Origin of the sequence: Paenibacillus vandeheii, assembly GCF_030433635.1 — a bacterium.
Lineage (GTDB): Bacteria > Bacillota > Bacilli > Paenibacillales > Paenibacillaceae > Paenibacillus > Paenibacillus vandeheii.
In genome coordinates this window covers 389336-405463 of the sequence record NZ_JAROCD010000005.1, presented here as the reverse complement: position 1 = coordinate 405463, position 16128 = coordinate 389336, and the positions used below count along the sequence as shown (strand labels likewise).

Genomic DNA, 16128 nt, shown 5'->3' with positions numbered 1-16128 from the left:
ACCCGGCCGGCTGCGTTAAAAATTATATTATCGCTTACTTTTGCTCAAACTTCAAATCCTCTGTGCGGATGGTCATCAGCTCCAGTTTTCCCGGATTCCCCTGAGTATACTGTTCCAATAGTCGAACGGCCTGATGTCGAATCGATCGTTCAATGGCATTTCGGACATATCGGGCGTTGCTGAACGCATGAAGAGACTCATTTTTTTCCTGAAGCAGATGCTGCTTTAATTTGAGTATGGTCTGTGGCATGAGAATATAGTCACGTTCCTTGGCCATAATTTCAGAGATTTGAATCAATTGATCAATGCTATAGTCCGGAAATTCAACCTGGATCGGAAAACGGGAAGGTAATCCGGGGTTGGTCTGCAGAAAAAAATCTATCTCTTCCGAGTATCCAGCCAGGATGAGGATAAATTGATTCTTATTATCTTCCATTGATTTCACAAGTGTGTCGATAGCTTCCTTCCCAAAATCCTTCTCGCCCCCGCGAGCCAGACTGTACGCCTCGTCAATAAACAAGATTCCTCCCAAAGCCTTCTTGACCAAATCCCTCGTTTTCTGTGCAGTATGCCCGATGTATTCCCCGACCAGATCTGCACGTTCCACTTCAATGAGATGACCCTTACTCAGAACTCCCATCTTCTGAAACAGCTTCGCAACGATCCGTGCTACCGTTGTTTTTCCAGTTCCCGGATTGCCTTTAAAAATCATATGATACACGTGCGCCCCACTTATCAGTCCTGCTTCGGTACGCATCTGGGCAATCTGTAAGAAAGCATAGATTTCAAATACCAAATCCTTGATATTTTCCAGTCCAACCAGTTGCTCCAATTCACCTTGAATTTCCTGAAAGTGCGCATGCTTGGCTAAGCCTTTTGCTGCCTGTATTGCCGTCTCTTCTTCTTTGACCAGCATCTGAGGCTCCTGGTTACGCAAAACAACATTAATTTGTCTGGATGGTCTGCCTCCCGGTTGCCCTCCTGCAGCCATGACCCGTCCGTTCATTCGCCATCACCTCTATTTTATCGGGCTGAACTCTCCTGATTATTAATGTATTCTATCAGGTGCTCTAATATTAGAAGGATGATGAAGAATTCTACGACTTTTCCATGACTCAAATCTGAATATTTTTTCTGAACTCCCCATTCTCAAACAGGGTTTGTCTATGCTTCAGAGACAGTTGGAAATAAGGAAACACATGTGCATCAATGGCATGCAACAAGTCCTTTGCTGTCCGGTTAGCCAGATCGTAATCCCCCGTCGTAATGTGCTTACGTGAAAGAGCATCTTCAAGTTCATCCTCGTCCAGCAAAAATATTTCTCCATCCTTCAGGACGACGACATCCAGATACAGATCATCAAACCACGGAACACCCTGATCAGTTATGCCCTGACTGCGGCAAGTATCAATATACCATTCAACAATCCGCTCCTGATCGTCAAACATAGCCGTTACAACAAAATGCTCGCCTTTCGGATAATACTGCAGCCATGAATAACCTTTATCCGCAATGCAGAAGGTACTTCCTCCATAGGTTTTCCACAAAGGCTCTTTCAAATCTTGTATCGTATACAGCGTAATGTAACCTGTGAAAATTTTGGATTGAACGAACCGGCATGTAAATTGTCGGTTCGTAATCCGGCGCCAGTTCGCGCGGTCCCCGAATTTCCGTTTCATACGAACCCCTCTTTGCCGACTACAGGTCCGTGACCTGCTGAATATTGGTGAACAGCGAATACCGTCCGCATTACCGATTCCACAAGTCCCTGAATCGACTTTGCACAACGTATTACGAATAGTTACAGCTTACCATATTTAAGTTATACACTCAAAATCAAGCTTTGTCCCATCTGTTGCAGGGCTCTTGTTCCACTCCAAACATTACACAAACCAAAAAGCCTGCTTCCCAAACGTCAGGGAGCAGGCTTTAGGTTGAAATTATTAATGCGGTTTATTCTCATTAACCACCGGTTCCAGCTTGGGAATCTGGCGGTGCATTCGTCTCACCAGTGTTACCGCTGTTTCCACTATCTGGTGGCGTGACTACCTCACCCGGTGTCGTTACAGACCCATCATTGGAACCCTCACCCGTACCTCCAGGTTCTGTTGTTCCCTGTCCAGGCGGCGTGTTTCCTTCACCGGTCTGTCCGTTCCCTTGACCTGTCCCGCCATTGTTTCCATTATTCCCGTTACCATTGTTGCCATTTTCATTTCCGTTCCCGTTGCCGTTGCCATTGTTCCCCTCAGAACTTCCATTCCCCGGAGAACCGTTGTCCGGATTTTCTGTTCCCGGCTGTCCGGTTCCCGGTTCCGTTCCTGGCTCCGTGCCCGTATCTGGCTGTTCCGGTTCCAATTCCTCCGCTTCAATCATCAGCGATATGGTATTGGACGGATCCGTCTCCAGTCCAGAGGCAAGATCATAGGCTGTTACATAATACTCATAAGTAAGCCCAGGGAGCGCACTTAAATCTTGTGCACTGGTCGAACCTACAGCATCAATGAGATGGGTGAACTGTCCTTCGGAAGATTCTTTCCGATAAATCCGGTACTGTGTTGACGAATCGCCTGTTGCAGTCCAGTTCAGTGACACCGTTTGTGTAGATGGATCGTAAGAACCATTCAACCCGCTAACAGAAAGCGATGGTTGCTCTGGTTCTTTTTCCGGCGGAGGTGGTGTCTGGGCTCCTGCTGGAGCTTTGAAGTCCTTCACAGGCACTCCTTTTAACGCATCCCCCATAACTTTGGCAAAAAACGCCGCTGACAGCTTACTGCTATTCTTGAGCATATGGTTTGCATCAGGATTGTCATAACCCATCCATACTGCAGCAGTCCATTCTGGCGTGTATCCGACGAACCAAACATCACGGTTGGCACTGTTGCCGGAAATACCACTTTGAACGGTTCCCGTCTTACCAGCAACCGGTCGATCCAGACGTGCAGAACGACCTGTACCGTCATTCACCACGTTTTGCAGCATCTGCGTCAGGGAATACGCATTTTGCTCACTCATGACACGTGTTGTATCCGATTTATCGTGTTTAAAGGTCGTTTTCCCGGAACTATCCTTAATTTCCTTAATGGAATACGCCTGCTGGTACTCACCCAGATTGGCAAATGCACTATAGGCTTGCGCCATTTCCAGCGTATTCGTACCTTTGCTAAGACCACCCAGCGCAATCGCCAGGTTTTTGTCTTCATCCGTAAGCTGAATACCTACGCTTTTTGCAAACTGAACACCTGTATTCACACCAATTTTATTTAAGAGCCATACTGCCGGGATGTTCTCCGATTTTGTAATGGCATCCGTCATGCTAATGGTTGAAGAATAACCATGCAAGTTACCCGGACAGTAATTCCCGAAGCATTGCTTCTCATTACTGAGAGGTGAGTTTGCATTGTAATTACCTGACTCAAGTGCAGGTGCATAAGTCACAATCGGTTTAAATGCCGATCCAGGCTGTCTGCGACTCTGTGTTACCCGGCTGTAGCCCTTTGTTTGATAATCCCGTCCGCCCAGCAAAGCGACGAGACTGCCATTTTCATGGTTCATAATTACCATGGAGCCTTGAACGGGTTGATCATCTTTACTTGACTCAAACAAGCTATCATCCGAGAACGCACTCTCCATGGCTGTTTGAGCCTGAGCATCCATCGTCGTATAAATTTTGTACCCGCCGATATTCAGATCATCCTCCGTTTTACCAGTCACTTTTTCCGCTTCACGCAGAACATAGTCAATAAAGGCTTGATACTTCTGCTCTTTCTCAGGCGGAGTATAGTCATAATCTACTTCTTTAGCTTCATCCATCTCCGCCTTGGTGATGTAACCTTGCTCATACATCAGCTGCAATACCACGGCGCGGCGTGCCTTGGAATCGTTGGGATTGCTCAGCGGGTTATAGGCAGAAGGCCCTTTAGGCATTGCTGCCAGCGTAGCAATTTGCCAGATTTTTAAATCGTTAAGGTTAGACTCCCCAAAATAAAATTCGGACGCAGCCTTAATTCCATAACGCTGATGACCGAAGAAAATCCGGTTCAAATACATCGTCAGAATTTCGTCTTTTGTGTACTTGCGCTCCAATGCCATCGCAATGGATACTTCCGTTGCTTTACGGAAGAAGGTCTTGTCACGGGACAAGAACATATTTTTCGCAAGCTGCTGGGTCAACGTACTGCCGCCCTCCACCATGGAGCGGGCCATGACGTCTTTTACCGCCGCCCGTCCGATGGACCAGATATCCACGCCCTGATGCTCGTAGAATCGTTTATCCTCGGTCGCAACAAAGGCTTCCTTTACTAATTCCGGAATATCCTCTTCTTTGACTGGCTCCAGCTTTTGAATGGACAACTCGCCCATTAACTGTCCGTTGCGATCATATACTTTCGAAGTTTCATTGATTGTTGTTTTGTCCATATTGGCTTTGAGCAGCTTTTCCCCACTCACCATAATAAATAAATATCCGCCAAGTGCACAGAATATGGCGATTGCCATGGTAAAAAACAGTGTCCATCCAACGCGTTTACCCGTAATTTTTTTCTTTTTAGAGGTCTTTGGCTTCGCTTTTTTGGATGACTTGTTATTACTGTTGCGATTGTTAGACCTCGACAACGGATCGTTTGGCATGTTACCTCCTGACTCCCTTTCGGTTGCATAATTTCTATTCGTCTGCTGGCTCAAGCTTCTATAAAGCTTATTTACCCCGGAATGAAAAGAACAACCCTTATTCAGGTTGCTCTGTTTCAATTCCTATACGTGTAGACGAAATGGTTGATAAAAAGGTTTCGTAATTTTTTAAGCTTCGCCGCTATTATCTTGCTGCATCAGCGATACGCTGCGTTGCGGCGTGAACGTGGAGATGGCGTGCTTGTAGACCATTTGCTGGCGTCCGTCGCTGTCAATGACGATCGTAAAATTGTCAAATGCCTTGATCGTTCCGCGGATTTGAAAGCCATTGGTCAGATAGACCGTAGCTGGAATGTTTTCTTTCCGCAGTTGGTTCAAGAACGTATCTTGGATGTTGATGGACTTGTTCATTAGCCGTACCCCCATTGGTTCATTTGAATTCGTGTTTAAGTAATATTCAATATCGCTGAGTAGCTTTCGTGCTATTATATCATGAACGGATTCATATAATCCACAAAAACCCCTTGTCTGCTATTTTGCACCTTTGCCAACGCTTCGCCTGCAACTAGAAGACTTATCCATTATACACCGCTTGCCGGAATTGCAAAAGAGGGACAAATTCTCCCTTTTCAGCATGCTTTCCTCTTCACTTCTCCTGACCTGTAAACGGTTTCTCTTCTTCACTGGCTAACGTCATATTTTGCCGATTTTTTCTATCTTTGATTAAGAGTTTCAGGTATGTATTGGTATGGATTAGAACGATAATTAACCAAATCAAGGCAACTAGACCCGCAATGGCAAACCCAATTCCAAATAATCCTGAGAAAAAGAGATATAAACTTGCCACTCCGCTCGGTTCCGCACTCATACAATCTCCCCCTTCCGATGAAAAGCCTTTCACCCAAACTAAACAAGCGCATTTTATAATATTTTATTTTTTTAATTATTTTAATATTTATGTTATTTTTTTACAACCATTTTCTTCAATAGAATCATCACAGGCTTCCTATAACTGCCTTATTGTAATCACGATTTTATATAAAAAACCTCTACCTTTCATTTCTAAAAGATAGAGGTTCTATAGTCCTAAACAGGTGGCAAAACCCACCTTCTATATTCAGTCAAATTTGCGTTTGATCAGCTCACATACGTGGGCATAATTGCCTGCAAAATCTTCGGTATCCGTCATATCTACCCATTCAATGTCCTTCATATGACGGAACCAGGACAATTGCCGCTTGGCAAACCGGCGCGTATCTCTTTTCAGCCACTCTACGGCAGCCTCCCAGCTTACTTCACCCTGAAGATAAGCCGCAATTTCCTTATAGCCGAGTCCCTGCATGGAGATATGCCCTCTCGCTACGCCGCGCTCCAGTAATGACTTGACCTCGTCTATCAGACCCTGCTCGATCATAAGATCAATCCGCTCTTCCACTCGGGCGTACAGCTTCTGCCGATCCATCGTCAAACCCACTATGAGCAGGTCATATGGAGACTCTTTTTTCTGGGTAGCCAGCTGCTCGGATAACTTCTCACCTGTGAGGTGATAAATCTCAAGTGCACGAACAATTCGTCGCTGGTCATTCGGATGCAGTCGTTCTGCGCTAACTGGATCAATGACCCTTAGCTTATCATGTAACGCCTGCGGGCCATACTGCTCGGCATAACGGAACTGTTCATCCCGAAACGCTTCATCCGAGCCGCTGTCCGAGAATTGAAAGCCGTAACTTACCGATTCCACATACAGACCGGTACCCCCAACAATAAAAGGCAACTTGCCGCGCTCATGAATTTCCCCAATCAGACGTGTGCAGCTCTCCTGAAATTCCGCCACGGAATAGGGGTATTCCGGTTCATGGATATCAATGAGGTGGTGGGGTACACCTTTCATTTCATCGCAAGTAATTTTGGCCGTCCCAATATCCATTTCGCGATATACCTGCATGGAATCCCCCGAAATAATCTCACAATTGAACGCCTGTGCAAGCTCAATACTCATTCTCGTTTTGCCTACAGCTGTCGGTCCGACCAGCACAAGCAGCTTCGGTTTAACTTCCGCTTTCAACATTAATCACTCCGTACAGTGTTTTTGCATTGCCCCGGTCGTGCACTTCAAAACCGAGTCTCGTAAACTCCGCGCTGCCGCGCTTCTCTTTCATGACCACCCGCTTACGTGCAACCCTTTTCGCTTCAATAATACTCTGTTCATCCAATGCATTATGATTTGCATAATCCCGCAAAGGCTTGATGCCACTTGAATCCATCATCGGTTCACGGAACATGGGGTCAAAATAGACCGTGTCACAGCTTCGATCTGGCAAAGAGCGCAGTAAATCGAGATGATTTGCATGACGCAGCTCAATGCGCCGGAAAGCTTCATTTACCGCTGGCTTAATACTCTCATATTGGGACATTCCCTCCACTAGCAGCGTATAAAGCGGAAGGGAGCTTTCGCATGCAATCACTCGGCCACTTTTGCCTACTGCAACCGAGAATACCAGTGCATCCGTGCCCAATCCAGCTGTACAGTCGATAACGGTATCCCCTTCAAGTACAGCCCCCGCCTCCAGCATCGGGTCAGCCTCTCCATTTAACACACGTTTGGCGCGTACAAATCCCATACTGGGGTGGAACTCAAGCAGCGGTGAATCCGGACGAAACAAACGTACTTTACCCTGAAGTACAACCAGAACCTCATCTATCCCATAATGTGCGACCAGTGCAGGCAAAGACATTTTTTGGCGCGATATATAGGTCCCTCCCGTTGTTTCCGCAAGGTTTCGTGCACGTTCCACAAGGTGGCCAGCTTCCTTTTCACCGGTTGTAATATACATAACTTCCTCCTAAATAGCTACATGACCCGTTTGAACAATTTCTCCAGATCATAGGTTGAAAATGACACCACAATCGGTCGCCCGTGTGGACAAGTATATGGTTGACGGCAGGAACCAAGACGCTGAATCAATACTTCCGCCTCCTGATCCGTCAATTTCTGATTGGCTTTGATAGAAGCCTTGCAGGAGCACATAATGGACGCCGCTTCTCGCATCTTGGCAACATCAATACTTCGTTCACTTAGAACCCATTCTGACATCTCTTCAATAATGTCCTTCTCATCCCCCTTGGGGAACCAGAACGGATGGGAACGCACCCGGAAGGTCTGTCCACCGAAATGTTCCAAATAAACACCTGCCTGCTCGAACCAAGCCAGTCTTGTTTTGAGCTTTTCGGTCTCGGATGGTGTGAACTCCAGTGTAATGGGCAGCAGCAGCTCCTGTGAGGCTTGAGCGGGATTGCCAAACTGCTCGTAGTAATACTCATAATTCACTCGTTCATGAGCCGCGTGCTGATCGATCAGATATAGACCGTCTTGATTTTGTGCAATCAAATACGTCCCATGGTGCTGTCCAATCAGGCTTAATTCAGGAAATGCAGGCATCGAAACATCTGATTTAACAGCAGATGCCAGTCTTTCCGGGTCCGGTAAACTTGCAGCCATCCAGCTCCGCTCTCCTTTTGCACCCGGTGCAGACGGATTATAAGATGAACGACCTTCTCTAACTGGAGAATTCACCGAATGGGAACGATAGGCAGAAGCAGCACCCTGTGAAGCAGGAGCAGATGACCCATTATCCTCTGCGGAAGGTGCGGCATCTTGCGAAGCACGATCTGCAGCAGCACCGTTATTTCCACTCACAGCAGAAGCTGGACCGCTATGGGAATTTTCGTTATCGCTATAATTATGCTTTAGTACATTAGATCCTGATTCCCCGCTTAACATCCCAAATGGATCATAGGAAGGCGGCATCTCAGGTGGAGCTTCAGGCAACGGTAACATCTGACCCACACCATTTCCATCAGGACCTGATTGCACATCAGCCGGAGCATCCAGATCATCATCCTCCGGAGTCAATTTACCAAGCTCAGGCTGTTTCCCCAACGGACCTTGTTGTCCATAACCTGCCGATTCGGATTCATCCTTCAAAGGACCTCTTGGAAAGAGGAATTGTTCCTGAATAAAGGAACTGTTGTCTCCACGTCTAATTTGCTGCTTGGTTACCTGTGGAATAAGCACTTCCTGCCGCAATATACCTCGCAGTGTGGTTTCAACAAACTCATACAGCTCTGCTTCCTTGCTGAAACGAACTTCCAGCTTCGCCGGATGTACGTTCACATCGACCAGGGACGGATGCATTTCCAATTGCACCACGACAAGCGGATACCGATTAATAGGCAGCAAGGTATGATACGCCTTTAGAATAGCCTGATTGAGACCGTAATTCCGAATATATCGTCCATTCACAATGGTTGACATTCCGCCACGATTGGCACGAGTCCATTCCGGCAAACTGATGAGCCCGCTCACACGATAATCCAGATTTTCACCCTGGATCGGGAGCATCGCTTTGGCAGCACTTGTACCATAGATCGCTGCCACCACTTGCAGCAGATCCCCGTTCCCCAGCGTCTGAAGCAGCACATTCTCATTATGACGCAGCCTAAACGAAATGTTTGGATGAGACATCGCCATGCGGTAAAGTACATCCGAGATATGACCCAGCTCGGTCTGGATCGTTTTCATATATTTAAGTCTGGCAGGCGTATTAAAAAATAGTTCTTTCACTGCAAACTCTGTGCCTTGAGGTGAGGTTGCATCCTCATGGGAGCAAAGTTTGCCGCCCTCAATTACGATACGGCGCCCTCGCCCGTCATTTCCACTAGCCGATAACACTTCTACCTTAGATACAGCGGCAATACTCGCCAGGGCTTCTCCACGGAATCCAAGACTTGTGATTTGGAACAAATCGCGGCCCTGGGCTATTTTGCTGGTTGCATGACGATAAAAGGCTGTTTCCATATCCTCAGCCTCGATACCGGAACCGTTGTCTTTGACACGAATGCTGAGCAGGCCGCCCTCTTCCACTGTTACTTCAATTTTGGAGGCACCTGCATCTACCGAGTTTTCCAGCAACTCCTTGACAACTGAAGCAGGCCGTTCAACGACCTCACCCGCCGCAATCTGGTTGGCAATATGTTCATCAAGTACATGTATTTTCGCCACAGGTTTTCCCCTCCCCTATACTCAGGATAATTGCTGTGCCTTCAACTTAAGATCATTCAATATCTGCATCGCCTGAAGCGGCGTCATGTTCATGACATCAATATCTTTCATATGACGGATAAACTCCCGGGCGGGCTTGTCAACCGCAACCACATCCGGTTTCGGAGTTACACTTGGCTCGTCATCACCAAATATGGACAGTTGAACCACGTCCGCATGTTTGGAGCCCGACTGCTGCTTGCCGTTTTGTTTCTTGTCGTGTTGTTTACCTGCTGAATCTTCACTCGAAACTGTGAACTCAACAGGTACCGCAGACTCGCTCTCCCGGATCAATGACGAGTCATCTGTAGTCTGGAACTCCGCACCGCCTTGCACATCAACGCCAATCTGCTGTTTGCTATTGCCTGCATATTCGCTGCCGACTGCAACCTGGGCTGCCGCATGTTCGAAACCGTGCAGCAAGCCATTCGCCCGCTCAATGATGCTGTCTGGCAGACCTGCAAGCCGTGCGCAATAGATTCCGTAGCTGCTGCTGGCTGCCCCGGCAATCAATTTGCGCAGGAAATTAACCTTGTCCCCACTCTCCTGAACGGCCATGGAGTAATTCGCCAACTTGTCCAGACTCTCTTCCAGATGAGCAAGCTCATGGAAATGAGTGGATACAAGCGCTTTGCAGCCAATAATATCATGCACATATTCAATAACGGACTGAGCAATGGCCATACCTTCACTAGTGGATGTTCCACGTCCCAATTCGTCGATAATAATCAGACTGCGTGGTGTTGCTTTATCCGTCATCACCTGAATGTCAGCCATCTCCACCATAAACGTACTTTGCCCGCCAATGAGGTCGTCTGCTGCACCAATTCGTGTGAAAATACGATCCATGATCGGCACTTCAGCTTGTCCTGCCGGCACAAAACAGCCAATCTGAGCCAGAATCGAAATCAGTGCCACCTGCCGCATATACGTACTTTTCCCCGCCATATTCGGACCGGTAATCAGCAGAATGTGCGCCTCGTCCTTCTGCATTGCAGTATTGTTGGCGATGAAAGCTCCATCTCGCATCACCGCTTCAACCACCGGATGACGTCCCTGTTCCACAACCAGATCATACCCATCAGTCAATGTAGGCTTTACGAAATTGCGCTCTGCACTGATGACCGCAAAGGATTGATACACATCAATCTCTGCGACCAGCTCAGCCAACTTCTGCAGCCTGGCGATTTCCTGATTGAGCCGTTCCCGCAATTCCGCGAACAAGCCATACTCAATATCGACCATCTTGTCCTGCGCTTCGAGAATCAGTGTTTCCTTCTCCTTCAGTTCGGGCGTAATATAACGCTCGGCATTGGCAAGAGTCTGCTTCCGCTCGTAACGGCCTTCCGGCAAAGAAGCCAGATTCGACTTGGTAATTTCAATATAGTACCCAAATACTTTGTTGTAACCGATTTTCAGAGAACGAATGCCGGTCGCTTCACGCTCTCTGGCTTCCAGCTCTGCAATCCACTGCTTGCCATTCACCGATGCTTCCCGGAGCTCGTCCAGCCTCTCATGATACCCCTCGCGAATTAAGCCACCATCTCGGACCGACACAGGCGGCTCATCAACGATCGCCTGACCGATTGCATCTCGCAAATCACTGCAATCATCCATAACACTAGCAATGTGCTGCAGCGTTGTGGAAGGCGAATCTGCACAATACTGACGCAGCCCCGGAATTTTGTCCAATGACAGCTTGAGTGCATTCAGATCCCGTCCGTTAGCGTTACCAAAGGCAATTCGACCTACCAGACGTTCCAGGTCATAGATGTCTTTGAGTTCAGCACGCAGATCTTCCCGCAATATAAACTGGTTATACAGTGTATCTACCGCTTCCAAACGCTCATTGATTTTTCCTTTTTGCAGCAAGGGTTTATCAACCCAACGACGCAGCATTCGTGCACCCATGGACGTCTCTGTGCGGTCCAGCAGCCATAACAGCGAACCTTTTTTGGAACGCTCACGTACGGTTTCCACCAGTTCCAGGTTACGCCGAGTAAACGGGTCCAGTATCATAAAGTGGTCAGGCTCATACGTTGAAACCTGTGTCAATTGTCCGAGTGAACGCTTCTGTGTCTCACTTAAATAGGAGAAAAGACGCGCTATACACGCTTGGCGTTCAGGCTCCAGACGTGCCCATACCGCTTCGCCGAATTGCTGACGCACCAAATCTTCTTTACTCTTCGTCCACGGCGTGTACACCACAGGTCGACCAATTGGAGATGCCTGGGTAGCCACCGTATCCAGCAGCGCAGCATCCCCCACCAGTTCCGAAGGTTCGTAGATCCCGATTTCATCCTTGAGCCATTCTTGGGAGTATGGAACTGAGGTCACGTAGAGTTCCCCAGTAGACAAGTCACAGGCAGCCAGTGCAAGTGTGTTCTGGTTTCCTGTCAGGCAAACCATATAGTTATTGGACTTATCCCCCAATGTCTTGCCTTCCATCACCGTTCCCGGTGTAATGACTCGTACAATTTCACGGCGTACCATGCCTTTGGTTACCGTTGGATCTTCCATCTGTTCACAGATGGCCACTTTGTATCCTTTTTCAATCAAGCGCTGTATGTAATTGTCAGCCGAATGATAAGGCACGCCGCACATCGGGATCTTATCTTCTCCACCTCCTGCGCGAGCTGTTAATGTGATTTCAAGCTCACGGGAAGCATTGACCGCATCCTCAAAGAACAATTCATAGAAATCACCTAATCTAAAAAAAAGAAAAGCGTCCTGCGCTTCGGCCTTCACTTGCAAATATTGTTGAATCATTGGCGTATACTGAGCCATGAGTATCCTCCATCCGTTCCAATGTTGTCAGGAAGAGACGCTGTACCGGAAGGAGCAATAAGGCGGTCAGGCAACTGATTCGTGCCACCGCCTCATGTTTCGGCCATCCGCCGCGTCCCTCACAGGTTGCTGTTCCATTTCTTCCGTAACGATGATCAAAATCGACTTATTTCTCATTATACCAAAAAAGTGCCCACTCTTCATGAACCTGCTCGAATATTCCAGAGTTTACGTATATCCCGACTCTCGTCCCATGTCCTACCCTGTCTTAGCTGGCTAATTAAAGGAGCCGCGTATTGTTCATAACGTTCAAAACCATCCATTTTCGTCAGGTCATCCAGCAATGCCGGAATATACGCTTGCATCACCTCACGGTTCCCTTCATAAAAAGCAGTATGAATAGCCGCCTTCGCCAATGGACGTTGACGCAGTTGCTGATAGTCTTTTGCGATAAGACCAGCCAGAGCAACAACACCTTTGGCAACCAGAGGAGATACCAGAAAACTAGGTAAAGTGCGGTATTCGAATCCACCGTAGGATTTCAGCCTAAAATCCCCCAATGCCCCATAGCGTGGACGTCTGCCAGAACCTCGGGGGTCCTGAAGAACGGCGAGTGGCAATGCCAGATAATTGTCAAGTGCACGCAGCAGCTCTCCGTTTAACGTAACGCCACTGAAATGAACATGTCCACCGAGTGGCAATCCACGCTGGGGCATTCCCCCTGCCTGCCAGATCAGCGAATGATCACTAATACTTCGGGATGCGGCCGCAAAGGCTCTCATCAGATGAGCGAGCAGTTCACGCGGTTCAGAGCTTGGGGCAGGTCGCAGTTCGGCTACAGGATATATTCGTCGTCCACCAATCGTCACGGAATCGCAGCCAGCTACGCCTGTTCGTTCGAGAAATCTGGAGGCGGGCACGATTTTGGACTCTGGCATCTGCACAAGCAGGAACTCGGGGTCCATTCCAAGTATCGGGGCTGCATTATGCTGCCGTTCTTCATCCAGTTCAGACTGAAGCTGCTTCCAGCCTGCACGATACATGGCAGAGAGATCAGTCATGCCCTTCCATGGCCTTGGGTTAATCGAAATGACTGCACAACCGCTCTTTCCCGAGGCTTCCAGTCTTACTGCGCCGTGATCCAGTCCAACCGTATACAAGGTTTTGGTTGCAAGCCGTTCAATACGTTTGAACAACGTTGATGCGGCTTCGCGATCCAGCACACTTTCTTGCGCTCCACCCATGCCGCTGGTATCCCTACGTTTGATACGGATCGCTTGCAGACAGCATATCTCTACATCGTAACGAACACGCAATCCCAACTCTCGATTACGCCTGTCTTGCGAAGCAAGCACTTCAATCCCGGATCGTTTGAGGCGATTTGTCCGTTCGCGAGGGAGCATGCGTTCATATCGGCGCACCGCCTCCTCGGCCTCTTCCATCACATTCATCCTGTCCATCCTCCCGTTTCTCGCCCAAAATGAAAAAAAGAGGGCTTACGCCCTCTTCACTGCCGCTCGCGGCGCATATGATACCTTAAGTTTATGAATCAAGAACGCTAAGCTTACAGCTCATCGTCAAGCAAGTCGGGATCGAGATCGTCATAATCTCCATCTCCACTGCCGAAGTCATAATCCTTGTCTTCGTAATCTCCACAGCCATCCGTGCACACTTTCACACAAACTTTGGTCTCGGCGACCAGTTCAACAGCGAATTCCCGTTCTACCCGGATAATTACGCTGCCTCCACCTGCCGACACCGTGGCTTCCACACAGCTTGGTTCCTGCGTTGCATCCGCAGATACCTCTACCGTGGTGGCCCGGTGTTTCGGGTCCAGATAGGACAAAGGCACATGTTCTACATACGACACCGTTTCTTTGGCTACATCCGTCTGTGAGTTTTTGTCATAGGAATACCAAATGTTGATATCGTAAGTACCAATAACTTCAATTCCGTCCCCCGCTGATACGGCTTCATATTGGTGGTTGATAATCCAAGCCCCCAAAATACTGGTCGGACCATGTGGCGGAGTCACGGTATGTGTTACGGTAGAGAACTTACGACCTTTGCCGCAGATCGCCTTCGTGATGATCTCTCTACATTGATGTTTATGACTCAATGACATCTTTAAACCTCCTCCATACAATCATTCTTTACAAGTGTATGCAGGGCATCCGTCTAGGGTGACAACTATTTTCTATTATTCATTTGTAGATTGGGACCGGTCCGATATCGGAGACGGTGCTTTGTCCTTCTTGGCTATTTTCAGATACAGCGCGAGTTCCCGGCACAGCTGGAGAATCGCGGAACGAATCTCGAATTCTTCCCTTGTATCCGGCAACTCCATGCGTTTGAATTCTTCTTGCACATTTGCGAGAAGTTTTTCCGTGCGTCCGGTGTAAGATTCAGTGAGTACATCCTGACTGAGCTGGTCGAACAGCTCCGATACCATTTCCGCATGCGGCATCTTCTGATAGATCTGGGATACGAGATGCATCATATGTTGGATGGAATCCAGTTGCGTTTTGCGCATATAAAAGTAGACACTCCATCCCTCGTTCGGGTGGATGACCTGATTTTCCAATGAGCGTTTGGCCGCTTCAATGCCGCCGAGCACAGCCTTATCGGCTTCAATCAGCTCTTTTCCTGCCCACACTTCATTCGGATTGCGCAGTGTAGCTGCAAACTCCTTGAAGATGACTGAGAATAATTCATCAATTCTTTTGCGAATACGCAGCATCTGCGGGTCCGCAGCCGGCATATAGGCCAGATTGACAACCATCGCGGAACCGAGACCAATCAGCAGCAGTCCAATTTGTACCAAAACCACATGAACATCCATCTCACCGCCGCCAAATACCCGGAACACCACGACAGATCCCGTCACAATGCCTTCCTTGAATCCTGCTCTAACGATAACGGGAAACGCAATTAGTATGTAGACTGCCAGTACCCAGTAATGGAAACCAAGTAAGTGAAAAAGTACACTTGCAAATAAAAGCCCCACTACGGAAGCGAAGAATCTGGCAGATATGGTGCGAATACTTCTTTTTCGTGTTACATCAACGCCAAGAATGGCTAGCAAGCCAGCTGATGTTGGTCCAGGCAAGCCGCACCAGTCCGCAATCAGCACGGCCATCAGCGCGGCGATTGCGGTTTTAATTACCCTAAAACCCATCTAACATTCCCTCTCCTCTAAGCTGCAAAAATGTCAAAGCAAGCGAGCCATACCTATCCAGGTGAACGCCTGTCCACTGCCTAATAGCGTCTACTGTTCTATATCCTATCCATAGTATTACACATCCTGCCAAAAACCATTTCTTCTCTAATCAAAAGAATTGTATCTGCAAGAACAGCATATCTCAATGACCTATTAAACTCATAAACGGCATCAACCGACATGCGCATGCATGTCGGTCACAATAACGCGCCCCGGATGAGGGACGCTGGCAATTTGATTGATGCGACGAAAAGCCTCTAGGCCCTCTTCTCCAATCGTCGCATTCATTCCGGACTGCGCGGAATATTCGTAATTGTATGGTACTTGATTTTACGGGTTCGGGCAACGTGACACCTCTTGTGAAATTGTATACATATTGTGAATGGTTTTTTAT

The 16128-nt window shown here is 48.0% G+C and carries 12 protein-coding genes; all 12 read right to left on the bottom strand.

Translation table 11 applies throughout. The features are described from left to right. Window positions 1-34 precede the first annotated feature (34 nt). Window positions 35-1006, bottom strand: coding sequence for an AAA family ATPase (locus P5G61_RS12255; RefSeq protein WP_024630469.1), 972 nt, complete (start codon window positions 1004-1006; stop codon window positions 35-37). 109 nt (window positions 1007-1115) lie between these two features. Further along, entirely contained in the window at window positions 1116-1679 is a 564-nt protein-coding gene (locus P5G61_RS12250; RefSeq protein WP_024630470.1) for a ribonuclease FAU-1 family protein, read from the bottom strand. A gap of 283 nt (window positions 1680-1962) precedes the next feature. Continuing rightward, window positions 1963-4626 carry a PBP1A family penicillin-binding protein gene (locus tag P5G61_RS12245; protein WP_301246681.1) on the bottom strand — a complete coding sequence of 888 codons (2664 nt, stop codon included), beginning with the start codon at window positions 4624-4626 and terminating at the stop codon, window positions 1963-1965. Between the two features lie 168 nt (window positions 4627-4794). Continuing rightward, on the bottom strand, window positions 4795-5037 hold the full coding sequence (gene hfq, locus P5G61_RS12240) for an RNA chaperone Hfq (RefSeq protein WP_017687918.1): 243 nt from the start codon (window positions 5035-5037) through the stop codon (window positions 4795-4797). A 235-nt stretch (window positions 5038-5272) separates the two neighbouring features. Then, window positions 5273-5494: a hypothetical protein gene (locus P5G61_RS12235; RefSeq protein ID WP_301246679.1), complete on the bottom strand. Its 222-nt coding sequence runs from the start codon at window positions 5492-5494 to the stop codon at window positions 5273-5275. Window positions 5495-5743: 249 nt separating this feature from the next. Beyond that, the gene (gene miaA / locus P5G61_RS12230) at window positions 5744-6691 is read right to left on the bottom strand and encodes a tRNA (adenosine(37)-N6)-dimethylallyltransferase MiaA (protein WP_435874144.1); all 948 of its coding nucleotides are present in this window, start codon (window positions 6689-6691) and stop codon (window positions 5744-5746) included. Then, window positions 6675-7460: a class I SAM-dependent methyltransferase gene (locus P5G61_RS12225; RefSeq protein WP_094937262.1), complete on the bottom strand. Its 786-nt coding sequence runs from the start codon at window positions 7458-7460 to the stop codon at window positions 6675-6677. Before P5G61_RS12225 ends, miaA begins: the two co-directional genes overlap by 17 nt. Window positions 7461-7477: 17 nt before the next feature. Further along, on the bottom strand, window positions 7478-9688 hold the full coding sequence (mutL, locus tag P5G61_RS12220) for a DNA mismatch repair endonuclease MutL (RefSeq protein ID WP_301246675.1): 2211 nt from the start codon (window positions 9686-9688) through the stop codon (window positions 7478-7480). A 21-nt stretch (window positions 9689-9709) separates the two neighbouring features. Next, a complete protein-coding gene (gene mutS, locus P5G61_RS12215) occupies window positions 9710-12514 on the bottom strand; it encodes a DNA mismatch repair protein MutS (RefSeq protein ID WP_301246674.1) in 2805 nt (934 codons plus the stop codon). 200 nt (window positions 12515-12714) lie between these two features. Next, a complete protein-coding gene (locus tag P5G61_RS12210; protein WP_301246672.1) occupies window positions 12715-13965 on the bottom strand; it encodes a putative amidoligase domain-containing protein in 1251 nt (416 codons plus the stop codon). Window positions 13966-14078: 113 nt separating this feature from the next. Beyond that, on the bottom strand, window positions 14079-14639 hold the full coding sequence (locus P5G61_RS12205; protein WP_079349268.1) for an outer spore coat protein CotE: 561 nt from the start codon (window positions 14637-14639) through the stop codon (window positions 14079-14081). A gap of 75 nt (window positions 14640-14714) precedes the next feature. After that, a complete protein-coding gene (locus P5G61_RS12200) occupies window positions 14715-15692 on the bottom strand; it encodes an aromatic acid exporter family protein (RefSeq protein WP_301246670.1) in 978 nt (325 codons plus the stop codon). Window positions 15693-16128 lie beyond the last annotated feature (436 nt).

What these genes read in the sequence shown, in the direction of transcription:
- P5G61_RS12255 (WP_024630469.1), bottom strand. Translation starts at nt 1,006, where the DNA reads ATGAACGGACGGGTCATGGCTGCAGGAGGGCAACCGGGAGGCAGACCA.
- P5G61_RS12250 (WP_024630470.1), bottom strand. Translation starts at nt 1,679, where the DNA reads ATGAAACGGAAATTCGGGGACCGCGCGAACTGGCGCCGGATTACGAAC.
- P5G61_RS12245 (WP_301246681.1), bottom strand. Translation starts at nt 4,626, where the DNA reads ATGCCAAACGATCCGTTGTCGAGGTCTAACAATCGCAACAGTAATAAC.
- hfq (WP_017687918.1), bottom strand. Translation starts at nt 5,037, where the DNA reads ATGAACAAGTCCATCAACATCCAAGATACGTTCTTGAACCAACTGCGG.
- P5G61_RS12235 (WP_301246679.1), bottom strand. Translation starts at nt 5,494, where the DNA reads ATGAGTGCGGAACCGAGCGGAGTGGCAAGTTTATATCTCTTTTTCTCA.
- P5G61_RS12225 (WP_094937262.1), bottom strand. Translation starts at nt 7,460, where the DNA reads ATGTATATTACAACCGGTGAAAAGGAAGCTGGCCACCTTGTGGAACGT.
- mutS (WP_301246674.1), bottom strand. Translation starts at nt 12,514, where the DNA reads ATGGCTCAGTATACGCCAATGATTCAACAATATTTGCAAGTGAAGGCC.
- P5G61_RS12210 (WP_301246672.1), bottom strand. Translation starts at nt 13,965, where the DNA reads ATGAATGTGATGGAAGAGGCCGAGGAGGCGGTGCGCCGATATGAACGC.
- P5G61_RS12205 (WP_079349268.1), bottom strand. Translation starts at nt 14,639, where the DNA reads ATGTCATTGAGTCATAAACATCAATGTAGAGAGATCATCACGAAGGCG.
- P5G61_RS12200 (WP_301246670.1), bottom strand. Translation starts at nt 15,692, where the DNA reads ATGGGTTTTAGGGTAATTAAAACCGCAATCGCCGCGCTGATGGCCGTG.